A 23,318-nucleotide genomic window follows, 5' to 3' on the forward strand; every position below is an offset into this window, starting at 1 on the left:
CAGGCTACTCGTCAGGCGCGCCGCGGGGCATCCAGGGCACGCTGGACGCTTCCTGTCAGCACCTCAGCACTCAAGGGCTTGACCAGATAGTCCATCGCGCCGGCAGCCAGGACCTCGGCAATCTTGGCCGGCTCACCATCTGCACTCATCACCAGAATCGGCAGGGTCCCCATCGCTGACTGCGTTTTTATGCGCCGCAGCAACTCCAGCCCCGACATGTCTGGCAGGCCCAAATCAAGCAACAGCAGATCCGGCTGTTGCTCAAGCAGCTGCAACGCATCAAGGCCGCAGGTGGCGATGCAGACGGTGTAGAGCTGGCAGAGATGGCTGGCCACAACGCGCGCGGTGGTGACATCATCCTCGACGATCAGAATACGCTGGCCGTTACTCATCAGCGGCGCTCAGACTGGCCAGAATACGCGTCACCAGCTCACTTGCTTCAGTAAAGCGGAAGTTGGTAATCGCTCGCTGCAAGTCATGCACCAGCAGCCTGTCCAGCCCACCCGGAGCGGTATGCAGCAGCGTGTCCAGCTGCTCCTGAGGAACAAACATATGCTGCTGCAGTTGCTGTGACAGGCGCTGCAGCCGCTCCCTGAAGCGCTCGACGCCCTCCTCTGGAGCTATCTGCTGAAACGTTTCATGGCGCTGTAAAAAGGCTTGGGCGTCCTTCATAAACTGCTCCAAGCGATTCTGCAGCGTGGGCAGGCTTGGACTTTCACCCTGCTCGAGTTCCAGCTGCAGCTTCTTTGCCAGGCTTGCCAATTGGTTGGCATAGATGCTGGAAGCTGCGCCCTTGAGCTTGTGCGCCGTCTTGCTGGCAGACGCGCCATCACCCGCATTCAGCTCGGCCTCCACAGCAGTCGGCCAGCCGCCAAAGTCTTGCACGAACGACTTTATGCACTCGACGTATAACGCGGGGTTATGCCCGAAGTGGTTGGCCACCTCGCCAAGATCAAGGTGCGCGGCCAGCGAACCGAATTCGGGCAGGCTGTCATGCACCTGACTATCTGGAACCGGCAGCGCCTGCGCAGGCTCGGCAGGGAAGCGAACATGTACATGGGTAGCCAACGCCGTTGCCAGCTCCACAAAGTTGATCGGTTTTGAGACGTGAGTATTCATGCCCGCGTCTTCAGCCAAGCGCTTGTCCCGCTCGAACGCGGCGGCCGTCATTGCGATTACCGGCAACTGATCGCGGGTGAAATGCTCACGGATCAGACGGGTGGCTTCCAACCCATCCATCAAGGGCATATGGAAGTCCATCAACACCGCGTCGTAGCTATTCTTTTTGACCATATCCACAGCCTGCATGCCGTTCTCGGCAACATCCGCATGGATACCCAGTTGCTGCAGAAAGTCGAGGGCGATGATCTGGTTGGAGTACACATCCTCGGCTAGCAGAAGGCGAATCCCGCGCAGATGCGCGGCAATGCGCCGAGCCGAGTCGACCAGGCTCGCGCCCATGGCAAGGCTGTGCTTGCGGCGCAGACTCAGACAATCGAACAACCGCGAGGGTGTCATCGGGTATGGCACAAAGGTCGGGCTGATATCAGAGAAGCGGGTGTCGGCGGACATGCCGAAGCGGTCAAGCACCAAAATGTCATCCCGGGCGTTATGCACCATCCACTGCTGACAGCAGCGAATGGTGCCCTCAACATGATCGGGCGTGGTCATATCGACCAACAGCAGCGTGTACTCACCACCCTCAAGCCCGCCCAGCAGCGCGGCAGACTCGCCCCCAAACTCCAGCGTTTTCAACTGCACCCCCCAGTTGAGCAGATACTGGCCGATCAGGCCCTGCAGCTCCAGATCATCACTGACCAGCAGCATGTCCTGCGGTGTCAGACTAAGATCCGCATAACGTCGGGCGCCGGCGCTGTGTCCGAGCTTGAGATCAAAGCTGAAACTCGAGCCACGACCGGGCTCGCTGCTGACTTCCAGCCGGCTGTTCATCAGATACAGCAGCGATACGCAAATGGGCAACCCCAGACCGCTGCCGCCATAACGCCTGGTTGTGCCCATATCCGCCTGAGTGAACGGCTGCAGTACCAGTTGCTGCTGCTCCTCAGTCATACCGATGCCACTGTCGCTGACGATAAAACGCAGCTCGGTGCTGTTGTCATTGGTACTCAGCAGCTCAACCTTGAGTTTGACGCCCCCCGACTCGGTGAACTTGATGGCGTTGCTGAGCAGATTGTTGATGATCTGAGTCAGGCGCAGCGAGTCGCCAATCAGGTGCATGTGCGCTTGCGGCTCTACCTCGACATTCAACTGCAGGCACTTTTCCGCCGCGACCACCGAGAACAGATCCAGCGAGCGGTGGAGCATTTCGTCGAGGCTGAACTCCTCGTTCTGCAGCACCATCTTGCCGACTTCCAGTTTGGACAGGTCGAGAATGTCGTTGAGGATCTGCAGCAGAGACTCGGCCGAAGCCCGGGCACTGCCAACCAGCTTGCCCTGGCGGTCACTGAGCGGCATGTCCTCAAGCAAATTAAGGGTGCCGAGGATGGCGTTCATCGGCGTGCGAATTTCATGGCTCATGTTGGCTAGAAACTCACTCTTGGCCGTGTTCGCCCGCTCAACCTGCTGCAGCGAGTGCTCCAGCTGTAACTTGGCGTTCTCGTAGGCCGTGATGTCATACAGCACGCCGACGATGCGCAGCGCCAGTCCTTCCTGGGTACATTGCCCTACCACCCGCACGAAGCGTCGCTGAGTAGTTTCTTCGCAGCTCCACAGACTCTGATCCAGCGCATGCCCGTGTTGGCATTCCACAATACTGGTCTGCAGCAAAGCTTTGTCGGCATCACAGAAACAGTCGAGAAAGTGAGCCAGCGAAACCTCTTCACCTGTCAGTGACAGACTCAGCAATCGCTGCGACCACTCATCCAGCGTGACCATTTCCCGCTCGACATCCAGCTCCCAGACCCCGAGCGACGCGACTTCAGAGGCCAACCGGACGCTTTGTTGATAATGCTGCAACGCCCGACGCTGCTCGTTCTGTTCCTGCACATCGTGCATACAGGCAACGATGACCAGTTCGCCGTCACTGCGGTTATAGCCACCGAGGCTGATGTTTACCTCGCGCCGAACACCGTTCTTCTTGAGGATTTCGACCTTGCGCTCGCGCCCCATCTGCCGACGTTGCGGGTTGGCAGAAAACATGTCGCGCAGGCGCTGATGCTGCGCGCGGTAATCCGCTGGCATCAACTGCTCCACCGCCATGCCGACCAGTTCCTCGCCATAGCCGAACAGCTCTCTGGCAGCAACGTTGGCGCGGGTAACGACGCCAGCCGGGTTGATCGACAGCACCGCCTCCGGCGTGGTGTCCTGCAGCAAATCCGTCTCACGCTGATTGTCATGCAGGCGCTTGGCCTGCCGGCCCATCATCACCAGCGCCAGCACGAAGGCGATATTCAGCAGCACCATCGGCGCAAGCAGCAGCAGACCGCGTTGAATATCGGCCTGCAGCGTGGAAATGGCTTGAGCGATAACCAGCCGCTGCTGCATCAGCCGATTCCGGTTGTTGGTCTGCAGCGCCTTCAGCGCGCCCACCGCGGCGGTATCATCAACGCGCACCGCACGGTCAACGTCGCCAATTGCCTCGCCCCGAGCACGCATTTGCGCCACATCGTCGATATGACTTTCATAGCGCAGCAGGGTCGCGAGGACGGTATCCAGATAAACGCTATCCTCCGGGTACCCGCCTGCACGAAGTGCACTGATTGCCTGCTTGCTGCTGGCCAGCTCCCAATACATGTGGGTCACGTATTGCTCGTCGCCGCGCAGCACATAGTTCTTGAAGTCGTGGATAAAGCCACCGTAGCCAATACGGCTGACGATCTCGTTCAGCAGGTCGTTGGCCTGCAAATAGCGATCCTGAGCAGCCACCCATTCATCGTCTATTTGCTCGTGACGTTGCGCTACACCACCTCCCCAAAACCAGAACACCGTCGCCAGCAGTGTCGAACTGAACACCACGACTGCGATGAGCAGCAGATACATTCCCTTGTTTTTCATGGCTCACTCCATCAACTGTCGCCATCAGGTTCGCTGACAAAACGCTGCATGAAGGCCTCAAAGTCAGACCGGTTCAATGGCCTGCTGAACAGGTATCCCTGATAAAAGTCGCATCCCAGACTGCTCAACAGCATCTGCTGCTCTTCATTCTCGATACCTTCCGCGACTACCTGCAGGCCCAGATTACGGGCAATCCGCAAGATGCCGTCGCACAGGTGATAGTCCGCGCCAAAGTCTCGCAGGCTGGCGACGAACGACTTATCGATTTTGAGCAGCTTCACCGGGTAGTGCTTAAGGTAGGAAAGGGACGAGTAGCCGGTACCGAAATCGTCGATGGCGATTTCTATGCCCAGCCCCTGATAGGAGTCGAGAATCCGCCGGGTGACCTGCGAGTGATCCATCAGCGAATGCTCGGTGATCTCGATCACCAGATTGCGACCGCTGAGACCGTGATGATGCAGAGCGCGAGTCATCGAACCGATGCTTTCGTCATGGTCATAGAACTCGTACGGCGATTTGTTGATGCTGAGCTGAAAGTTCTGACCGAACAGCGCCACCCACTCAGCCAGTGAGCTCAGCGCCTGATCGGTTACCCAATTGCCGAGCTGCTTGATCAGCCCGTACTTCTCCGCTAGCGGAATAAAGCGGTCTGGCGGTACAAAGCCCAGCTCTGGGTGGCGCCAGCGAATCAACGCCTCAGCCTTGACTACACGCAGGGTATGGGCGTCGAGAATCGGCTGATAGTGCAACTCCAACTCGCGATTTTCGATTGCCAGGCTGAGCGCCTGCACCAGCGAGTAATCCTCAGGTCGGTCGCTCTCAGCGATACCGGAGAAGAAACGGAACTGCGACTTGCCCTTCTTCTTGGCGCCGTACATCGCGTGATCCGCTTTTTGCAGCAGACTCTTGAGGTCGCCACCATCATCAGGGAAAACAGCAATACCGATGCTGCAGGTCATCGCGATCATGGTGCCGTCGATCTCCACCACCGCGCCAACCTGATCAATGATCTTCTGCGCGGTGTCCTGGATACCGCTGGTAGAGGAAAAACCGGACAGGCAAACAATGAACTCGTCGCCACCGAAGCGCGCCAGTTCATCGGATTCACGCAGGCAGCCCTTGAGCGTTGTGGCGACGTGAAACAGCAGCTTGTCGCCGAAGTCATGGCCATAGGTATCGTTGTAGATCTTGAAGTTGTCAATATCCAGCAACAGCAACGCAAAGCGCTTCTCGCACAGGCTGGACATGCGCACCAAGTCGTCGACGTAACGACTGAATCCCTCGCGGTTGAACAACTGGGTCGTTGCGTCGAAGTTGGCCTGCTTCCAGATCATCTCCTCGTGGATGATCTCCTTGGTGATGTCGCGGGCAATCTTGCACACACCACAGACCCGGCGGCGGCTGTCGTAGACCGGCGAAATCGACACCGATACGTAAATTGGCGCGCCATCCTTCTTCAAACGGGTCGTGCGAAAGTGACGGATGTGTTCGCCGCGGCGAATCGCCTCAAGAATGCGCTGCTCTTCCTTCAGCCGATCCGGCGGAAACAGGCGGGTAATCGGCTGGCCAATCATTTCGGCGCTGCTGTAGCCAAACATCTGCTCGGCCGCCGGATTCCATGTCTGCACGTTGCCCTGCAGGTCTTTACTGATAATGGCGTCTTCGGAGGACTCGATCAGTGCCTGATAGCGGGCGATTTCCTGCTCGGTACGCACCTGCGCGGTGATGTCACGAGCGATGCTGGATACCCCGACCACCAGACCATCCCAGCTGCGTATGGGTGACGCGGTGACCGATACGTTGAGCAGGCTGCCGTCCTTGTGCACACGCTGGGTATGAAAGTGATCGACCTTTCCGCCCTTGGCTATCTGCGACAGGATCGCCGACTCTTCCAGCTCCTTGCCTTCGGGAAACAGAAGAATCATCTTCGCGCCGATCATCTCCTCGGCCGTATACCCGAAGATACGCTCGGCAGCGAGGTTCCAGCTTAGAATGGTCCCAGCCAGATCCTTGCTGATGATGGCATCATCCGAGCCCTCGACAATCGCCTTGAATTGAGAATTCTGGTCGAAGCCCGAAAGACCCAGCGTTTTACTGAGCGAATCCATTGGCACGTCCTCGTACGTCACACGCACAAACCACCTAACGAACCCGGGCATCACAGGATGCCTTGCAGCCCAGCTTAGACAATCATGGCAAAACCGTAGCACCTGGTCGCAAATTACCGCCGTGCGAAGCCGACCGCCCGACAGCAGGTCACCAATACGCCAGAAAAACACGCCGCGCGATGCGCAATCCGCCGCATTGTCGCCTAGAGGTCATTTCGGCCGAAACCGCTATGCTAGAGTCCGACGCAACAGCTGAACCGGCGGGAACACCCGTCAATTGAGCTGTTGCAATAAAACCCAATAACAACCCCATCAATCGGTTCCAACGGAGTCACGTATGGAATACAAGAAGGTTTTAATTACCGGTGCAGGTGGTGATCTCGGGGCCGCGCTGTGCCGTCGCTTTGCTCAGGCAGGCAGTGCCATTGTGGCGGTCAACCGCTCACAGGCCCCAGTGCAGAAGCTGGCCGCCGAACTCGGCGACAGCGTGGACTTCAGTTCCTACTTTGTCGATTTTGCCGATCTGGAAGCACTGGACAAACTGGTGCCCACCATCCTCGCCGAGCATCCGGATATTGATCTGCTGGTGCTTAACGCCGGTATCGACGTGCCGCAAAAGCTGACCAAGCCGGATTGGCGACTGGCCAAGCAGCACTTCGACGTGAACGTGATTTCCAGCTATGTGATTCTGTCCCACGCAGCGCCGCTGCTGATCGAACGCAACAGCGGTCGCATTGCGGTGGTCTCAAGCATGGCCAGTTACGCCGGCTTCCCCTACGAGCACGCCTACAACGGCTCCAAGGCGGCGGCGCGCATGCTGGTTGACGGCATCCGCGCGGAGCTGACCAACACCAATGTCGAAGTCACCGGCATCTACCCGGGCTTCCTGGAAGGCCGCATGGCCGCCAGCAACGCCTGGACCGTCGACAGCGTCGTCAGTCTCGCTGACGCCTCCGAGACCATCTACCAGGGTCTGGTCGCCGAGAAGCCGGAAATACGCTTCCCGGAAGAGCTGGCGGCGATGGTTGATCAGGTCGTCAGCCTGTCGGTCGAAGAGCGCAATGGGCTGGTCAACAGCATGATGAAGCACGACTGAGCGGGCCGGACGCCTGCGCTCAGGCGTCGCGCGCAAAGCGCTGCCGCACCCTAAAGGGCGGCAGCCACACCTCACGCCGACAGGTCCACAACTCGTAGGTCGGCACAAACTGATCCGGCGCATCCAGCGTACCCAGATGCACCTCCATGTCGTCGCCGCTGCGTGAATACACCGACGACCCGCAGACTGGGCAGAAATGGCGCCCGGCGTAATCCGCAGTCCTACCCGTCACCTGAACCGCCGCCGACGTAAAGATCGCCGAAGCATGAAACAGTGCGCCGTGGTGCTTGCGGCAATCCAGGCAATGGCAAACACCGACGCGCAGTGGCTCGCCTACGGCAACCAGCCGCACAGCCCCGCACAAGCAACCACCGCTGACGCTTGGCATTCCTGCCTCCCGATCCGCCCCGTTAGTGACCAAAGCCAAACTGTTTAGGCCAATCCCGCCGGGTGAATACCTGGCCGTTATCGCGCACCCGGCGCACTTCATCCAGATCCAGCCGACAAATCAGCCACTGACTGCTGTCCGGGCATAACTCGGGGCTTTCGGCGACGATGCCGCTGGCCGGCATGCCGTAATCCGAGGGCACATAGAGCGCAGCGCGGCCGTTGTTCTCGTCCAGTGCAGGTGACCACGGGGCCATACCGACAGTGGGTGCCTGCAGCACCGCGATCTGGTTTTCCAGCGCCCGCGCCTGCGCGCCAATGCGCACCCGGTAGAAGCCCGCCACCGTATCGGTACAGCTGGGCGCCAGAATCAGATCGGCGCCCTGCTCGGCCAGCGCCCGCGCCAGCATGGGGAATTCGTTGTCGTAGCAGATCAAAATGCCGAGCTTACCGAGTGCGGTATCGAACACCCGCAATTCGCTGCCGGCGGCGATGTTCCACTGTTCCAGTTCGAAGCGGGTCATCATCAGCTTGTCCTGACTGCCAAGGCAGCCCTCGGGGCCAAACAACCAGGCGCGGTTGCGATATTGCCCGTCAGCGTCCAGCACCGGCAGCGAGCCCGGCTGCAGATAGACGTTACAGTCCCGCGCGATCTGCTCACACAGCGCCAGCCAGCGAGGCGCCAGCGGCTGGATGCCGGCAATCGAGGCGTGCAGATCGCTGCGCTCGGCGGCGGGCAGCTGGCCGCTGAGCACCAGTCCGGCGTACTCCGGCAGCAGCAGCAGTTGGGCGCCCTGCTCGGCTGCCTGCTGGCACAGGCTCGTCAGGTGCTCGGCGTAGGCATCCCACGTCTCCAGCAGGTCAATGTGGTACTGGCAGGCAGCGAGGGTAAGCATTAGATAAGCTCCTTGAGCCAGAACGACATCGGCTTGGCCGACTCGTCGGCCTCATCCAGATCACGCCAGTGATACACCGTCGCCAACTCAGGATGGTGCTGATAGCCGCGGTGCGTCCAGAAGTCGTCAAGTGGCTGGTAATCCGCCGGCCGCCGCGGGTGATCGGCCGGGCGTTGCACCGCGCAGAACGCTGACCAGTCGAAACGGCCAAGCCGGCGGGCATGCCCTTCCCGCTCGGCAAAGAACCGCACGCCGAGCCCCTTGCCACGCCATTCGGGCAGCACCACCGACTCGGCACAGTAGAAGATGCGCTCACAGTCCCAACCCTGCGCAACGAAGGGCCGCTTGAACTCCTCGGTCTCATCTGCCAACGGCAGCGCAGTCGAGGCACCAACCACCTGACCTTGGTCCTGCACCAGCACACACAGACTGTCCGGGCTGCGCAGGTAGGTCGACAGATACTCCGCCTCGTACTCGCGACTGCCGTCGTACAGATAGGGAAACTCGCGAAACACGCGGATGCGCAGGTCTGCCAGGGCATCAATCCAGGGCGCAATCTGCTGCCCGCTGAGCAGGTGGATATCCATGCTGAAACTCACTGCCAATTTGTCTCGCCGGCGTCTGTACCGGCACCTGCGGGCAACTTATCATGCCTGCAACCTAACCTCTAACCGGAGCCATCAAACGTGACCACCCAAGCCCTGATTCAGGCCTACTACGACGCCTTCAACGCCGCGGACATGCCCGCTTTCCTTGCCCTGCTCAGCGACGACGTGGTGCACGACATTAACCAGGGCGAGCGCCAGATCGGCAAAGCGGTATTCGCCGACTTTATGGACAAGATGAATCGCTGCTACCGCGAACAGCTGACCGACCTGGTCATCATGGTCAGCGCCGACGGCAGCCGTGCAGCCGCCGAGTTTGTCGTCAACGGCGAATACCTCGCGGACGACGAAGGTCTGCCGCCCGCCAATGGCCAGAAGTATGTGCTGCCAGCAGGTGCGTTCTTCGAGGTAAAAGACGGCAAGGTCGCGCGCATCAGCAACTACTACAACCTGAACGACTGGGTCGCGCAGGTCTGCTGAAAATCGGCAATCGCCAGACAGCAAAACGCCCGGCAAAACCGGGCGTTTTGGGTACTGCAACGAACGCTTAGCGCACGCCGGACTGACGCAGGGCAGTCGGAGTGAAGTCGACGCTGGCCATCTCGTTCTCATACGAGTAGTTGCGACGCTCTTCGTTGTTCATGCCCATCGCCAGATAGCGGCCGGCAATCAGGTCGTACAGAGTTTCCATGGTGTAACCCGGAACCTCGTCAACAAAGCGCTGAACCGCATGCGCTTCAGCTACACGCCACATTTCGCCACGACCGTCGTAGTGGTCGATGTGGGCAGCTTGCCAGGTGTCCTCGTCGAGGAAGAAGTGACGCTTGGCGTAGATGTGACGCTCGCTCGGCTTAACGGTAGCAACCACATCCCACACACGATGCAACTCATAGCGAGTCAGATCAGAGTTGATGTGACCAGCCTTGAGAATGTCATCGTACTTGAGCTTGTTGGAGCCCAGTTCAAAGCTGTTGTAGGCGATGAACATTTCGCGCTTGCCATTGAGCTGCCAGTCGTAACGGTTCGGAGCACCGTTGTACAGATCCAGGTTGTCGGACGTACGCATGCCGTCAGCTGCGGTACCCGGACCGTCGTAGGAAACCTGCGGAGCGCGACGAACGCGACGCTGACCAGCGTTGTAAATCCAGGCCATACGCGGCGTGGCAACCTGGTTGATGGTTTCGTGAACCAGCAACACGTTACCGGCCAGACGCGCGGGATCGGTTACCTGCTGCTTGAAGTAGTACAGCATGTCGGTCGGTTCACCGGCCTTGTAGTCGGTCAGGCCGCTCGGCAGCGCGTACTGCTCGACGAAACGCACGACGTTGAAGTTACCGTTGACCTGCGGGGTAGCCTGAGTGACGACGCGATCAAAGGTTTCGCCACGGTAGCGGGTGATCTGGTTCCAGATCACTTCCAGACCGTCGGACGGAATCGGGAAGGCGTAAGCCAGGCTGTAGTTGTTCAGGCCGTTGCCACCTTCGACCAGCGTGGTGTTTACCGCGTTGCTCTTGGCTGCGTCATACACCTTCTGCGGCAGTGCAGCGGAACGATGAGTCGGGTACACCGGCATCTTGAAGGTGTCGGGGTAGCGCTTGAACATGGCGATCTGGCCCGGCGCCAGGTTGTCAGCGTACTGCTCGTAGTTAGCAGCAGTGATGACAAACAGCGGCTGCTCGCCAGCGTATGGGTTGGACAGGAAGCCGTTGGCATCGACCGCCGCAGCGTCGGTTGCCAGACCGCCAGTCCAGGCGGGGATGGTGCCAGCTGCGTTACCGGCAACCTCTGCGCCAACCGGCGTCAGGCTGGTGCCGAGTTTGGCTGCTTCCTGCTCACTTACCGCGGCATAAGCGGACTGCGCTACCAGCGCCGTCGCCAGAAGTGAAGAAACGATAAAGGTGGGTTTCATTGAATCGCCCTGTTCTGCTTTTGTGTTTGGGGTAACCGGTCTCAGCGCGTGGCTGCAACGATCATGACCGGTGTTCGTCCCTCAAGGAGCACGCACTGTGCCTGCGGCCAGTTTTCGGACGCACAACATCGCCCACATCGCTCGGTGATTAATGGACCGGGCAACGCAGCGATTGGATTTATTAGGATTCTTATAAGACTTGAGAGGGCGTCGACTCTACTGGTTGCAAGCAAGCTAATCAAGCCCGTTCGTCCCACAGCAGCAGTGAAAAATACAGCAACAAAAAACGCAATAACGGCTCTATTTCGGCACTTACAGACCAAAAATCAAAAAAGCACCTAAGCCCGCCATGAGACATATGTCTTATTGTGGCGCACGCTCTCAGAAAACAAAAAAACCGCAGCGGTGTCCCACTGCGGTTTTTTGTTTAAAGCCGGATCAAGACAGCGAGGAAATGCACTCCGCACCGGCGTCCAGCCAGCCGACGATATCGCTACGAATGCGCTTCTTGTCGAGCTTGCCAACACTGGTTTTCGGGATTTCGGCAACCACGGCAATCTGACGTGGGATCGCCCACTTGTTGATGTGGCCTTCCTCGACAAACGGCGTCAGGTGCTCAGCGATGGCTTGAGCCGTGACGGTCTGACCGGCTGCGGGGATGATCAGCGCAAACGGACGCTCGTCCCAGCGTGGGTCAGGCACACCGACCACGGCCACTTCGGCTACCAGCGGGCTGCGGCTGATCAGGTCTTCCAGCTCCAGCGAGGAAAGCCATTCGCCGCCAGTCTTGATCACGTCCTTGATACGGTCACGGATGTCGATAAAACCGGTCGGGCTGATGGTTGCCACGTCGCCGGTGTGCATCCAGCCGCCGGCCCACAGCTCCTGGCTCTTCTCCGGCTCACGGAAGTAAGCCTGGGTCAGCCACGGAGCGCGCAAGACCAGCTCACCCTGGGTTTCGCCGTCCTTCGGCAGCAGCGAGCCGTCCGGCCCCATGATCTGCGCTTCAACCAGCGGGCCAGGTACACCGGCCTTGATGCGATGCGCAATCTGCTCGTCTTCCGACGCCTGCTCCAGCTCCAGGTTAATGTAACCGGCGGAGATCATTGGGCACGTCTCGGACATGCCGTAGGCTGCACCCAACTGCATACCCTTGGCCTTGGCTGCCAGATACAGCGAGCGGTTCAGGGCGCTGCCGCCGATGATGACGCGCATGCCACCGAAGTCAAAGTCTTTCGCGCCCTGGGCATTGAGCACCATCTGCAGGATGGTCGGCACACAGTGCGAGAAGGTGACCTTGTGATCCTTGATCAACTGTACCAGGCGCTCCGGCTCGTATCGGCCCGGATAAACCTGCTTGATACCCAGCATGGTGGCGGTGTAAGGAATGCCCCAAGCGTGCACATGGAACATCGGCGTAATCGGCATGTAGACATCGCGATTACCAAGCTGGCGCACGCTGTCCAGCGCTCCCAGCGAAGCAGCCTGACCCAGCGTGTGCAAAACCAACTGACGGTGGGTGAAGTACACCCCTTTCGGGTTACCGGTGGTGCCGGTGGTATAGAAGGTAGTGGCGACCGAGTTCTCGTCGAAATCGGCGAACTCGTATGTCGGCTCGGCAGCAGCCAGCAGCTGCTCGTACTCACCAGCAAAGCCCGGCAGATCTGCGGTCTTGTCTTCTTCGTCGGTCAGCAGGATGGTCGTGGTGACGGTGGTCAGGTCGTTCTCGATGGCCTTGTAGATCGGCACGAACTCGCTGTTGATCAGCACCACGACATCTTCAGCGTGGTTCATTGTGTAGAGAATCTGATCAGGCGACAGGCGGACGTTGATGGTGTGCATCACCGCACCCAGCATCGGAACCGCGAACATGCACTCCAGATAACGGTGGCTGTCCCAGTCCATCATCGCAACGGTATCGCCCGCTTTCACGCCGGCTTTGGTCAGGGCGTTCGCCAGGCGGCAGACGCGCTCGTTGAAGGTGCGATAGTCGTAACGAACAAGATCCCGATAGATGATTTCCTGCGTGCGCTCGTAGCGCTGCCCTGTCAGCAGCAGGTTCTTGATCAGCAACGGAGTGGAGCGCGCCTCTTCGGTCGGCTTGAGGATACGAGTATTGAGCATTGAATGACCTACTGTTTTTGGGATTGTCAGGACATGGATCGGTCGTAATACGCAACCGGGCAAATGCAATTCATTCCAGAGTAGCCCAGCCAGCGCAAGCGGAAATTATCATACGGATTTTCTTTGCGACCATCATGCGTATAATTGTAAACAAAGTCGTTTTATGACTGAACTCAGCTTCATAGTTTCAACAACACCCACGCAATAACATCAAGTCAGGAGCCGGTATGTCGGACCAAAGCATCGTAATCGTCAGTGGCGTTCGCACCCCTATGGGTGGTTTCCAGGGCAGCCTGTCCAGCATCAGCGCAGTTGACCTGGGCGCCATCAGCATTCGCGAAGCCGTCAGCCGTGCCGGCATTACTGCCGATGCGGTAGAAGAAGTGATCATGGGCTGCGTGCTGCCCGCCGGTCTGAAGCAGGGTCCGGCCCGTCAGGCCAGTCTGAACGCCGGCCTGCCGGCCGCGACCGGCTGCACTACCATCAACAAGCTGTGCGGCTCCGGCATGAAGGCCGTGATGCAGGCCCACGATGCGCTCAAGGCAGGCAGCAACAGCATCATGGTTGCCGGTGGCATGGAAAGCATGTCCAACGCCCCCTACATCATTGAGAAAGCCCGCACCGGCCTGCGCATGGGCCACGGCGAAATCAAGGACCACATGTTCTTCGACGGCTTGGAAGACGCCCGTACCGGTCGCCTGATGGGCTCCTTCGCCCAGGACACCGCCGACCAGAACGGTCTGACCCGCGAAGACATGGACGCCTACGCAATCGAGTCGCTGAAGCGCGCTCAAGCGGCCATTGAAAGCGGCGTGCTGGCCAATGAAATCATTCCGGTCACCGTCAAGACCCGCAAGGGCGACGTTGTTGTCAAAGACGACGAGCAGCCGCTGAACGCCAATCTGGACAAGATCCCGACCCTCAAGCCTGCGTTCAAAAAAGACGGTACCGTGACCGCCGCCAACGCCAGCTCCATCTCCGACGGCGCCAGCGCCATCGTCATGATGACGGCCGCCGAAGCCGAGCGCCGCGGCATCAAGCCGCTGGCCCGCATCGTTGGCCACGCGACCCAGAGCCAGGCCCCCAGCGAGTTCACCCTGGCCCCGATCGGCGCCATGACCAACCTGTTCAACAAGACCGGCTGGACTGCCGCTGACGTCGACCTGTTCGAGATCAACGAAGCCTTCGCCATGGTTACCATGCTGGCCATGCGTGAGCACGGTCTGGACCACGCCAAGGTCAACATCTACGGCGGCGCCTGCGCCCAGGGCCACCCCGTTGGCTCCACCGGCTCGCGCCTGATCGTCACCCTGATCAACGCCCTGCAGCAGACCGGCGGCAAGCGCGGCGTAGCCTCGCTGTGCATCGGCGGCGGTGAAGCTACCGCAGTCGCTATCGAGCTGGTGTAACAATTCAGACCCGGGTCGCGCAACGCGGCCCGGGCTGTTCACCCCCTTCCCGCACAAAATCCTGACCACGCACCACCGCGCCGCACCAAAATAGCGCACCGCACCACCACGCAGCACCGCAGCCCAACGTCTCGGCAACCCGCTCTCGTTCTCCCAGCATCGCCCACAGCCCCCATTCCTGAGCGCTTCTGGCGTGACAATGTCAACCAATGTCAAAGCTGGCACGTTCTCTGCTCTGTCCTGCCCACAGGCTGCGTCGCCAACGACGGCCTGCATGGTCAAGCGGCTTGCCGCCAGACCAGCAGCATCACGCAACAGCCAGGATTCAAGACAACAACAGAGAAAGGAAAGGAACATGACTCTGAAGAAGATCGTCAAACAGGTCGGCGCACTCGGCGTCGCCTGCAGCATGGCTCTCGGCGCACTCAGCGCTCAAGCTGAGGAAACCATCAAGGTCGGCGTACTGCACTCGCTGTCCGGCACCATGGCCATCTCGGAAACCACCCTGAAAGACACCATGCTGATGCTGATCGAAGAGCAGAACAAGAAAGGTGGCCTGCTCGGCAAACAGCTCGAACCCGTCGTAGTTGACCCGGCCTCCAACTGGCCGCTGTTCGCCGAACGCACCCGCGAGCTGCTCGAGCAGCACGGCGTCGACGCGATCTTCGGTTGCTGGACCTCCGTTTCACGCAAATCCGTTCTGCCAGTGGTTGAAGAGCTGAACGGCATCCTGTTCTACCCGGTTCAGTACGAAGGCGAAGAGTCTTCCCGCAACGTGTTCTACACCGGCGCTGCGCCGAACCAGCAAGCCATTCCGGCGGTCGACTACCTGAAGGATGAAGTCGGCGTCGAGCGCTGGGTTCTGGCCGGTACCGACTACGTCTACCCGCGCACCACCAACCGCATTCTGGAAGCCTATCTGAAGGCCAACGGTGTGGCTGAAGAAGACATCATGATCAACTACACCCCGTTCGGCCACGCTGACTGGCAGAACATCGTTGCCGAGATCAAGCGTTTCGGCAGCGCCGGCAAGAAGACCGCCGTGGTGTCCACCATCAACGGTGATGCCAACGTGCCCTTCTACCGCGAACTGGGTAACCAGGGCGTTTCCGCTGAAGACATCCCGGTTGTTGCCTTCTCTGTTGGTGAAGAAGAACTGTCCGGTATCGACACCGCTCCGCTGGTCGGCCACATGGCGGCCTGGAACTACTTCATGAGCGAAGAGACTCCGGAAAACGAAGCCTTCATCAAAGCCTGGCACGCCTACATCGGCGACACCAAGCGCGTCACCAACGACCCGATGGAAGCCCACTACATCGGCTTCAACATGTGGGTCAAAGCAGTTGAAGCTGCTGGCACCACCGATACCGACAAGGTCATCGACGCTATGGTCGGCGTTGAAGTACCGAACCTGACTGGCGGCGTCAGCAAAATGCTGCCGAACCACCACATCACCAAGCCGGTTCTGATCGGTGAAATCCAGGATGACGGCCAGTTCCTGACCGTATCCAGCACCGAAGAGCTGGTGCCGGGCGATGCCTGGTCCGACTACCTGGAAGGCAGCAAAGACCTGATCTCCGACTGGACTGCGCCGATCAGCTGCGGCAACTACAACACCCAGACCAAGAGCTGCGTCGGCACCACCGCCGAGTAATCAGCAGCCATCTGACGGCGGGCCCTGCGCCCGCCCCTGCAACCGGGGCGCCCATCACGCCCCGTTTGCACATTCAGTTCGATATTCAATCAGGACGATGCCATGAACTCCATCTGCCGTCTGACACCCCGGCATGCCTTGCAGCAATGGCTTACCCGCCTGCTGCTGCTGTGCTTGTGCAGTCTGCCCCTGCACGCCAGCGCCCAGGAGGCTGAATCAGCCCCCGCAGAACCCACCTTCGACGCACTGGTCAGCCAACTGGCGACCGGCAACCTGCGCCAGCGCGCAGCCACCGTCGAGCAATTGGCCACCCATCAAGACGAACGTCTGGCCGACATTTTCAACGCCCTTGTTGCCGGCGACCTGCTGGCCAACAAGGACAAGCCACCGGTCATCGCCATCCGCACCGGCGACCAGCTGACCAACGCCCTGGATGGCTCAGACCTGACCGGCACCGCCGGCCTGCGCCGCATTCCGGTCAACAACAGCCTGCGTACCCAACTGCGCGGCATTGTCGCTCAGCTGAATCTGACTCACCCCAACAGCGAGAAGCGCTACGACGCCGTGCAGCGCTTTATTCGTGATGGCGTCGACGCCGACACCGCCGCACTGCTCGAGCAGCATCAGCAGAGCGAGGAGTCAGGCCGCGTTAACGACGCGATCGACGCCGCACTGGCCCTGTATGACCTGCAAGGCGGTGACCGCGATCAGCGCATGGCCGCTATCGACACGCTCAGCGGCTCCCTCGAACAGGAAGCCCGCAACGCCCTGCGCAGCGTCGCCGAGAACGATGAAGACGCCGAACTGCGCGCCGCTGCCGCCAAGGCCATCGACTCCATTCAAGGCCGCATCGATTTCTACCGCTTTCTCGAGAACGTGTTCTTCGGTCTCAGCCTCGGCTCGATCCTGCTGCTGGCCGCCATCGGTCTGGCCATCACCTTCGGCGTGATGGGCGTGATCAACATGGCCCACGGCGAGCTGATCATGATTGGTGCCTACACCACCTGGGGCATTCAGGTGCTGTTCCCCGATCTGATCGAGTGGAGCCTGCTGATCGCCATTCCGGCAGCCTTTCTGATCACAGCTCTGGTCGGCATCGCCATCGAACGCGGCGTGATTCGCTTCCTCTATGGCCGCCCGCTGGAAACCCTGCTGGCGACCTTCGGCCTGAGCCTGGTATTGCAGCAGGCGGTACGCACCTTGTTCAGCCCGCTCAACCGTTCGGTCAGCTCGCCGGAGTGGATCAGCGGCACCCTGAGCATCAACCCGGTGCTGTCGATCACCTACACCCGCCTGTACATCCTGCTATTCGGTCTGGCGGTGTTCTTCGCCCTGATGGTGGTGATGAAACGCACCAGCCTTGGCCTCAAGGTTCGCGCCGTCTCGCAGAACCGTGCCATGGCCCGCGCCGTGGGCGTGCGCTCCAACTGGATCGACGCGCTTACCTTCGGTCTGGGTTCCGGTATCGCCGGGGTCGCCGGGGTCGCGCTATCACAGATCACCAACGTCGGCCCCAACCTCGGCCAGGCCTACATCATCGACTCGTTCATGGTGGTGGTATTCGGCGGCGTGGGTAACCTCTGGGGCACGCTGGTCAGCGCCATGAGCCTGGGTCTGATCAACAACTTCCTCGAGCCCTGGGCCGGCGCGATGCTCGCCAAGGTGCTGGTGCTGATCATGCTGATCCTGTTTATCCAGAAGAAACCCAAGGGACTCTTCCCGCAGAAAGGACGGGCCGCGGCTGACTGATCGCCGCCCCCCATCCACAGCCACACGAAATTAACGAGGGAAGTATGCTTACCCAACGACTGTTACTCAGTGATCGGGGCGGAATGCTGGTGCTGGGCCTGGTGCTGCTCACCACCATCATCGTGCCGATTCTCAATCTGGCGGTGCCGACCGACTCACCGCTGTACGTTTCCAACTTTACCGTCGGCCTGCTCGGCAAGTTTCTCTGCTTTGCCCTGCTGGCCCTCTCGGTGGACCTGATCTGGGGCTACGCCGGCATCCTGTCGCTCGGTCACGGCGCCTTCTTCAGCCTTGGCGGCTACGCGATGGGCATGTACCTGATGCGCCAGATCGGCGACCGCGGCGTCTACGGCCACCCGGAGCTGATGGACTTCATGGTGGTGCTCAACTGGGACACGCTGCCCTGGTACTGGCAGGGCTTCGACATGTTCTGGTTCGCCATGCTGATGGTACTGCTGGTGCCGGGCCTGCTGGCTCTGGTGTTCGGCTGGCTGGCGTTCCGTTCACGGGTGACCGGCGTCTACTTCGCCATCATCACCCAAGCGCTGACCTACGCGCTGATGCTCGCTTTCTTCCGCAACGAAATGGGCTTTGGCGGCAATAACGGCCTGAACGACTTCAAGGAAATCCTCGGCTTTGATCTGGCGGCCAAGACCACCCGTGTCGGGCTGTTCGTGGCATCTTCCATCGCACTGATCCTGGGTTACATGGCCTGCCGCTACATCGTCACCTCACGCATGGGCCGGGTGATCATCGCCATCCGTGATGCCGAAAGCCGCACTCGCTTCAGCGGGTATCAGGTCGAAAGCTACAAGCTCTGGCTGTTTGTCTTCTCCGCCATGCTGGCCGCGGTGGCCGGCGCGCTCTATGTGCCGCAGGTCGGCATCATCAACCCGGGCGAGTTCTCCCCGCTCAACTCCATCGAAATGGTGGTCTGGGTCGCAACCGGCGGCCGTGGCACCCTGTTCGGCGCCATCGTCGGCGCGTTCAGCGTCAACTACGCCAAGACCTTCTTCACCACCTTCTCGCCGGAAACCTGGCTGTTCATCCTCGGCGGTCTGTTCGTACTGGTAACCCTGCTGCTGCCCAAGGGCATCGTGGGTCTGTTCGACCGCTTCAGCCGCAAGGGAGACAAACAATGAACCCGCTTGAACAACTCCGCGAAACCTGGCGCCGCGATCAGGTCTTTGACTTCGTCCAGCCTGCGCCGGACTTCTCCGCCAAGGTCGACACTACCCACGGCCCGATACTGTATGTAGAGGACGTCAGCGTCAGCTTTGACGGCTTCAAGGCGCTGAACAACCTGAACCTGTACATCGATGACGGCGAACTGCGCTGCATCATCGGCCCCAACGGCGCCGGCAAAACCACCATGATGGACGTCATCACCGGCAAGACCCGCCCGGACACCGGCAGCGTCTGGTTCGGCCAGCGCATGAACCTGCTGAAACTGTCCGAGCACGAGATCGCTCGTGGCGGCATCGGTCGCAAGTTCCAGAAGCCGACCATCTTCGAGGCGCTCTCGGTGTTCGAGAATCTGGAACTGGCCACCGCCTCCAACAAGCACGTCTGGTACACCCTGAATAAAAACCTGACCGGCGAACAGCTCGACCGCATCGACGAGGTGCTCAAGCTGATCGGCCTGAAAGAGCAGTTCCGCATGGAAGCCGGCGCCCTCTCCCACGGCCAGAAGCAATGGCTGGAGATCGGCATGCTGTTGATGCAGAACCCGCGCGTGCTGCTGGTCGACGAACCGGTAGCCGGCATGACCGGCGAAGAGGTCGAACACACCGCCGAGCTGCTGACCTCGCTGGCTGGCCGTCACTCGGTGATCGTGGTCGAGCATGATATGGCGTTCGTGCGCTCCATCGCCCGCAAGGTCACCGTGCTGCACCAAGGCTCGGTGCTGGCCGAAGGCACCATGGATCAGGTGCAGAATGACCCGCGTGTGGTCGAAGTCTATTTGGGGGAATGACCATGCTCAGCATTCAAGGTATCAACCAGTTCTACAACCAGAGCCACATTCTCTGGGACCTCGACCTCGAGCTGAAAGAAGGCAGCTGCAGCTGCCTGCTCGGCCGTAACGGCGTCGGCAAGACCACCCTGCTCAAATGCATCACCGGCCTGCTGCCGGTGAAAAGCGGGCAGATCAGCCTGATGGGCCGCGACATTACCAAGCTCTCGACCGAGAACCGCGCCCGCTCCGGGATCGGTTACGTGCCGCAGGGGCGCGAGATCTTTCCGCTGCTGACGGTGGAAGAGAACCTGAAAATCTCACTCGGTGCCCGTCCCGACCGCGCCCGGCAGATTCCAGCGCATATCTACGAACTGTTCCCGGTACTCAAGGAAATGAAACACCGCCGAGGCGGCGACCTGTCCGGTGGTCAGCAGCAGCAACTGGCGATTGGCCGCGCGCTGGTGCTCGACCCCAAGCTGCTGATTCTCGATGAGCCGACCGAGGGCATTCAGCCCAACATCGTGCGCGACATCAGCGACGTCATCCGCAAGCTCAACACCGAGCTGGGGCTGACCGTGCTGCTAGTCGAGCAGAAGCTGCCGTTTGCCCGCCGGGCGGCGGAAAGCTTCTTCATCATGGAACGTGGGCGGATGGTCGCCAACGGCCCAATGGATGATCTGAACGACGACCTGATCCAGCGTTATCTGACCGTTTGACCTTACCCAACGCTGCCCGCCGCAGAGGATCGCGGCGGCGCAGTGCGTTCATTAAGGCATAGATAACGCAGGCCCTGAATTCATCTATTCCGCTCTGCAGTATTTATGGGCCACTATTCACCGGCCCGCCTTCCCCTTGCCATGTTCAAACAAGTGTTCGACACTGGCTGCCTTTTTCAACCCGCACAAACCAAGGGGACAACCCATGAGCGATATCCGTTTTGACGACAAAGTCGTCATCGTAACCGGTGCCGGCGGCGGTATTGGCCGCGCCCACGCCCTGCTGTTCGCAAAACACGGCGCCAAAGTCGTCGTTAACGACCTGGGTGGCAGCGCCAACGGCGAAGGCGCCAACAGCGAAGCCGCGCTCAAGGTTGTCGAAGAGATCAAGGCCGCTGGCGGTACCGCCATCGCCAACCCGGACAACGTCATCAACGGTGACCGCATCGTTGAGTGCGCGATGGACAACTTCGGTCGCATCGATGTCGTCGTCAACAACGCCGGTATCCTGCGCGACAAGAGCTTCGCCAAGATGACCGATGCCGACTGGGATCTGATCTACAAAGTCCACGTCGAAGGCGCCTACAAGACCACCAAGGCCGCCTGGGACCACATGAAGAACAACAACTTCGGTCGCATTATCTTCACCTCGTCCACCTCCGGCATCTACGGCAACTTCGGTCAGGCCAACTACGGCATGGCCAAGCTGGGTCTGTACGGTTTCACCCGTACTCTGGCTATCGAAGGCCGCAAGAACAACATCTTCGTCAACGCCATTGCCCCGACTGGCGGCACCCGCATGACCGAAGGCCTGTTCCCGGAAGGCGCGTTCGACAAGCTGAAGCCTGAACTGGTTAGCCCGCTGGTTGCTTACCTGTGCTCCGAAGAGTGCAAGGAAACCGGCAGCCTGTTCGAAGTCGGCGGCGGCTGGATGGGCAAGGTACGCTGGGAGCGCTCCCTGGGTATCGGCTTCAACCCGGACGAAGGCTTTACCCCGGAAGACGTTGCAGCCAACTTCGAACAGCTGTGCAGCTTCGAAGGCGCCGTCCACCCGAAAGACAACATCGAAGCCCTGCGCGAACTGATGGCCAACATCCAGAAGTTTGCCTAACGGCTGACGGCCAGCGCCCAGCCACGCACTGAGCGCCAGCCAACAAAAAGCCCGCCCCTGAATTAGGGGCGGGCTTTTTTATTGCGCATTCGCTCTGGAGTTATTCGACCAACGCAACATGCTTGCCCGATGCGCTGCGCCCCACCCGCCCCTCTTTCATGAGCAAACCCAGGACGCTGTAGCTGAGATAGTCTTTCGAACCGCCGCCGTAATCTGATTGCAACCCCAAGTACTTCGCCGCATCCGAGTTCTTGATGCCATCCGGGTTCGCTTTAGCAAGCTCCAACACAGCCGCCTTCATCAGCTCTAAGCCCATTTGCGCCTTCTCGTAGCAGCCATCCGGGATGTTGACCTTCACCTTACGTGAAATATTGTCCGGATTAGGACGAACCCGATTCGTCAGTAGGCCACCCTGCGAACGAATGCCAAACGCCGATATCAACTCAGCCTCAATTTTCAGCGCCTGCTCTTCCGTGAGCCCATCTGAGATGACCGTGTGCAAGACATTCATTCCCGCGCTTTGAATCTCCGCGATGACCCTTCCCTTGTCTGAGTCATCAACCTTTGCCTGATGCTCCCAAGCGCGATTCCCAGTTCCTTTGCCGATGTAAAACGGCCTGGCGGGTTTGCTCCTCGGATCTTTCAGTGCGTATACATAGAACGGACTTTGCGCCATACAACTCCCTGTCTCGTGCGGCTGACCAACCTAGCTGACCTGTAGAGATACCCCAGCCATGCCGCCAGCGCAAAACAAAACGTCCGGCGCGTCAGTAGTAGGGACCTTCAGTGCAGCCTCTCCGTTCTGCATTTGACACTCACTGAAGCGACCTAACCACCCTGCAACCAACGCTTGGTAGCCCGCTGCTTGGCAGCCATAGCGATAACCCGCCCCGGCCACACTGAGCGCCAGGTCATCGTAAACGCCCCATACAGGGTGAGTGACCGCTTGCCGTCGGCATCGATTTCGGGTTTGACCAACCCCTTATCCAGCAGCGCGTCAGACTCTTCACGCAAGAACGCGGTGATCTCGGCGAAGCCCTGCTCCGCCTGATAATCAACTGGCTGTAAATCGCCCTTCAGACGCTGCCGCAACTGCGCATGCAACGACAGCAGCTGCTCAACGACCAGCACTTCGGGGAACTGGAAGCTCTGCTTGATGGGAAGCCGCGGATAGGCTTCAGGGCGGTTGCCATTGAGAACATTCAACCAGCGGCCATCGGCGAATTTCTGCGAAAACTCGCAGTAGGTGAGATCCGGCTGATTAGTGGCGCTGATGCCGACGACCGTTCCCGCCAACTTCAGGTGCTCGTGCCAGTAGACGCGGAAGTAGGTGTCGGTGTGGCTGTCGTGCAACGACGAATTGCCCACGACCACGAACCCGGCATCCATCATCTGCTCATCGAAATACGGAACACCCTCGGTGCAGCGCGTGAAAAAGTCATCATCGGAAAGGGGTTCAAACTGGACGATGGTTGGAATTTTCTGCGTCCGCCAGATGATGAAGGGGCCGACCAGGTTCATGAACAGCGGCCCAATCAACAGCAAACCGAGCAGGCCCCAAAAAGCGATTTCCAGCATACAAG

19 protein-coding genes are annotated in these 23,318 nt (G+C 59.8%); 9 read left to right on the top strand and 10 right to left on the bottom strand.

Annotated elements, in window-relative coordinates; translation table 11 throughout:
• Positions 1–11: 11 nt before the first annotated feature.
• From AAFM31_RS12605 to AAFM31_RS12615, 3 genes are read right to left on the bottom strand one after another with little or no spacing between them, the layout of a single operon-like run.
• A complete protein-coding gene (locus AAFM31_RS12605) occupies positions 12–392 on the bottom strand; it encodes a response regulator (protein WP_341708282.1) in 381 nt (126 codons plus the stop codon).
• Positions 385–4,014, bottom strand: coding sequence for an ATP-binding protein (locus tag AAFM31_RS12610; protein WP_341708283.1), 3,630 nt, complete (start codon positions 4,012–4,014; stop codon positions 385–387). The genes AAFM31_RS12605 and AAFM31_RS12610 overlap by 8 nt, the downstream gene beginning before the upstream one ends.
• Positions 4,015–4,025: 11 nt before the next feature.
• Positions 4,026–6,122: an EAL domain-containing protein gene (locus AAFM31_RS12615; protein ID WP_341708284.1), complete on the bottom strand. Its 2,097-nt coding sequence runs from the start codon at positions 6,120–6,122 to the stop codon at positions 4,026–4,028.
• 337 nt (positions 6,123–6,459) lie between these two features.
• On the opposite strand from AAFM31_RS12615, the gene AAFM31_RS12620 reads away from it, so the two are divergent.
• Complete coding sequence (locus AAFM31_RS12620) at positions 6,460–7,218, top strand: SDR family oxidoreductase (RefSeq protein ID WP_341708285.1); 759 nt, start codon at positions 6,460–6,462, stop codon at positions 7,216–7,218.
• A gap of 19 nt (positions 7,219–7,237) precedes the next feature.
• On the opposite strand, the gene AAFM31_RS12625 is transcribed toward AAFM31_RS12620, so the two are convergent.
• Genes AAFM31_RS12625 through AAFM31_RS12635 form a run of 3 tightly spaced genes read right to left on the bottom strand, consistent with a single transcriptional unit; the run spans position 7,238 to position 9,088 of the window.
• A complete protein-coding gene (locus AAFM31_RS12625; RefSeq protein ID WP_341708286.1) occupies positions 7,238–7,606 on the bottom strand; it encodes a GFA family protein in 369 nt (122 codons plus the stop codon).
• 22 nt (positions 7,607–7,628) lie between these two features.
• Positions 7,629–8,501 (bottom strand): carbon-nitrogen hydrolase family protein, encoded by an 873-nt coding sequence (locus tag AAFM31_RS12630; RefSeq protein WP_341708287.1) that lies wholly within the window; start codon positions 8,499–8,501, stop codon positions 7,629–7,631.
• Positions 8,501–9,088 (bottom strand): GNAT family N-acetyltransferase, encoded by a 588-nt coding sequence (locus AAFM31_RS12635; RefSeq protein ID WP_341708288.1) that lies wholly within the window; start codon positions 9,086–9,088, stop codon positions 8,501–8,503. Before AAFM31_RS12635 ends, AAFM31_RS12630 begins: the two co-directional genes overlap by 1 nt.
• A 99-nt stretch (positions 9,089–9,187) precedes the next feature.
• Between AAFM31_RS12635 and AAFM31_RS12640 the strand changes: the two genes are divergently transcribed.
• Positions 9,188–9,586: a ketosteroid isomerase-related protein gene (locus AAFM31_RS12640; protein WP_341708289.1), complete on the top strand. Its 399-nt coding sequence runs from the start codon at positions 9,188–9,190 to the stop codon at positions 9,584–9,586.
• A 67-nt stretch (positions 9,587–9,653) separates the two neighbouring features.
• Here AAFM31_RS12640 and AAFM31_RS12645 read toward each other — a convergent pair whose 3' ends face one another.
• The gene (locus tag AAFM31_RS12645) at positions 9,654–11,015 is read right to left on the bottom strand and encodes a DUF1329 domain-containing protein (protein WP_341708290.1); all 1,362 of its coding nucleotides are present in this window, start codon (positions 11,013–11,015) and stop codon (positions 9,654–9,656) included.
• 438 nt (positions 11,016–11,453) lie between these two features.
• Positions 11,454–13,139, bottom strand: a complete 1,686-nt coding sequence (locus tag AAFM31_RS12650; protein ID WP_341708291.1) for a fatty acid--CoA ligase — start codon at positions 13,137–13,139, stop codon at positions 11,454–11,456.
• A 227-nt stretch (positions 13,140–13,366) separates the two neighbouring features.
• On the opposite strand from AAFM31_RS12650, the gene AAFM31_RS12655 reads away from it, so the two are divergent.
• The 7 genes from AAFM31_RS12655 (at position 13,367) to AAFM31_RS12685 (ending at position 21,735) form a co-directional block, all read left to right on the top strand.
• Positions 13,367–14,548 (top strand): acetyl-CoA C-acyltransferase, encoded by a 1,182-nt coding sequence (locus AAFM31_RS12655; RefSeq protein WP_341708292.1) that lies wholly within the window; start codon positions 13,367–13,369, stop codon positions 14,546–14,548.
• A gap of 355 nt (positions 14,549–14,903) precedes the next feature.
• On the top strand, positions 14,904–16,202 hold the full coding sequence (gene urtA, locus AAFM31_RS12660; protein WP_341708293.1) for an urea ABC transporter substrate-binding protein: 1,299 nt from the start codon (positions 14,904–14,906) through the stop codon (positions 16,200–16,202).
• 102 nt (positions 16,203–16,304) lie between these two features.
• Positions 16,305–17,951: an urea ABC transporter permease subunit UrtB gene (urtB, locus tag AAFM31_RS12665; RefSeq protein WP_341708294.1), complete on the top strand. Its 1,647-nt coding sequence runs from the start codon at positions 16,305–16,307 to the stop codon at positions 17,949–17,951.
• A 29-nt stretch (positions 17,952–17,980) separates the two neighbouring features.
• Positions 17,981–19,093: an urea ABC transporter permease subunit UrtC gene (gene urtC / locus AAFM31_RS12670; protein ID WP_371833035.1), complete on the top strand. Its 1,113-nt coding sequence runs from the start codon at positions 17,981–17,983 to the stop codon at positions 19,091–19,093.
• A complete protein-coding gene (gene urtD, locus AAFM31_RS12675) occupies positions 19,090–19,926 on the top strand; it encodes an urea ABC transporter ATP-binding protein UrtD (protein WP_321348779.1) in 837 nt (278 codons plus the stop codon). The genes urtC and urtD overlap by 4 nt, the downstream gene beginning before the upstream one ends.
• Positions 19,927–19,928: 2 nt before the next feature.
• Positions 19,929–20,624 carry an urea ABC transporter ATP-binding subunit UrtE gene (urtE, locus tag AAFM31_RS12680; RefSeq protein ID WP_341708295.1) on the top strand — a complete coding sequence of 232 codons (696 nt, stop codon included), beginning with the start codon at positions 19,929–19,931 and terminating at the stop codon, positions 20,622–20,624.
• A gap of 205 nt (positions 20,625–20,829) precedes the next feature.
• The gene (locus tag AAFM31_RS12685) at positions 20,830–21,735 is read left to right on the top strand and encodes an SDR family oxidoreductase (protein WP_118129081.1); all 906 of its coding nucleotides are present in this window, start codon (positions 20,830–20,832) and stop codon (positions 21,733–21,735) included.
• A 100-nt stretch (positions 21,736–21,835) separates the two neighbouring features.
• Here AAFM31_RS12685 and AAFM31_RS12690 read toward each other — a convergent pair whose 3' ends face one another.
• Together AAFM31_RS12690 and AAFM31_RS12695 are read right to left on the bottom strand one after the other, a co-directional pair.
• On the bottom strand, positions 21,836–22,411 hold the full coding sequence (locus tag AAFM31_RS12690) for a GIY-YIG nuclease family protein (RefSeq protein WP_341708296.1): 576 nt from the start codon (positions 22,409–22,411) through the stop codon (positions 21,836–21,838).
• Positions 22,412–22,563: 152 nt separating this feature from the next.
• Positions 22,564–23,313, bottom strand: a complete 750-nt coding sequence (locus tag AAFM31_RS12695; protein ID WP_341708297.1) for a hypothetical protein — start codon at positions 23,311–23,313, stop codon at positions 22,564–22,566.
• Between the last annotated feature and the right edge of the window lie 5 nt (positions 23,314–23,318).

Origin of the sequence: Halopseudomonas sp., from assembly GCF_038130085.1 — a bacterium.
Lineage (GTDB): Bacteria > Pseudomonadota > Gammaproteobacteria > Pseudomonadales > Pseudomonadaceae > Halopseudomonas.

What these genes read in the sequence shown, in the direction of transcription:
- urtB (WP_341708294.1), top strand. Translation starts at nt 16,305, where the DNA reads ATGAACTCCATCTGCCGTCTGACACCCCGGCATGCCTTGCAGCAATGG.
- AAFM31_RS12695 (WP_341708297.1), bottom strand. Translation starts at nt 23,313, where the DNA reads ATGCTGGAAATCGCTTTTTGGGGCCTGCTCGGTTTGCTGTTGATTGGG.
- urtD (WP_321348779.1), top strand. Translation starts at nt 19,090, where the DNA reads ATGAACCCGCTTGAACAACTCCGCGAAACCTGGCGCCGCGATCAGGTC.
- AAFM31_RS12625 (WP_341708286.1), bottom strand. Translation starts at nt 7,606, where the DNA reads ATGCCAAGCGTCAGCGGTGGTTGCTTGTGCGGGGCTGTGCGGCTGGTT.
- AAFM31_RS12645 (WP_341708290.1), bottom strand. Translation starts at nt 11,015, where the DNA reads ATGAAACCCACCTTTATCGTTTCTTCACTTCTGGCGACGGCGCTGGTA.
- AAFM31_RS12685 (WP_118129081.1), top strand. Translation starts at nt 20,830, where the DNA reads ATGAGCGATATCCGTTTTGACGACAAAGTCGTCATCGTAACCGGTGCC.
- AAFM31_RS12620 (WP_341708285.1), top strand. Translation starts at nt 6,460, where the DNA reads ATGGAATACAAGAAGGTTTTAATTACCGGTGCAGGTGGTGATCTCGGG.
- AAFM31_RS12650 (WP_341708291.1), bottom strand. Translation starts at nt 13,139, where the DNA reads ATGCTCAATACTCGTATCCTCAAGCCGACCGAAGAGGCGCGCTCCACT.
- AAFM31_RS12610 (WP_341708283.1), bottom strand. Translation starts at nt 4,014, where the DNA reads ATGAAAAACAAGGGAATGTATCTGCTGCTCATCGCAGTCGTGGTGTTC.
- AAFM31_RS12655 (WP_341708292.1), top strand. Translation starts at nt 13,367, where the DNA reads ATGTCGGACCAAAGCATCGTAATCGTCAGTGGCGTTCGCACCCCTATG.
- AAFM31_RS12615 (WP_341708284.1), bottom strand. Translation starts at nt 6,122, where the DNA reads ATGGATTCGCTCAGTAAAACGCTGGGTCTTTCGGGCTTCGACCAGAAT.
- urtE (WP_341708295.1), top strand. Translation starts at nt 19,929, where the DNA reads ATGCTCAGCATTCAAGGTATCAACCAGTTCTACAACCAGAGCCACATT.
- AAFM31_RS12635 (WP_341708288.1), bottom strand. Translation starts at nt 9,088, where the DNA reads ATGGATATCCACCTGCTCAGCGGGCAGCAGATTGCGCCCTGGATTGAT.
- urtA (WP_341708293.1), top strand. Translation starts at nt 14,904, where the DNA reads ATGACTCTGAAGAAGATCGTCAAACAGGTCGGCGCACTCGGCGTCGCC.
- AAFM31_RS12690 (WP_341708296.1), bottom strand. Translation starts at nt 22,411, where the DNA reads ATGGCGCAAAGTCCGTTCTATGTATACGCACTGAAAGATCCGAGGAGC.
- AAFM31_RS12605 (WP_341708282.1), bottom strand. Translation starts at nt 392, where the DNA reads ATGAGTAACGGCCAGCGTATTCTGATCGTCGAGGATGATGTCACCACC.
- AAFM31_RS12630 (WP_341708287.1), bottom strand. Translation starts at nt 8,501, where the DNA reads ATGCTTACCCTCGCTGCCTGCCAGTACCACATTGACCTGCTGGAGACG.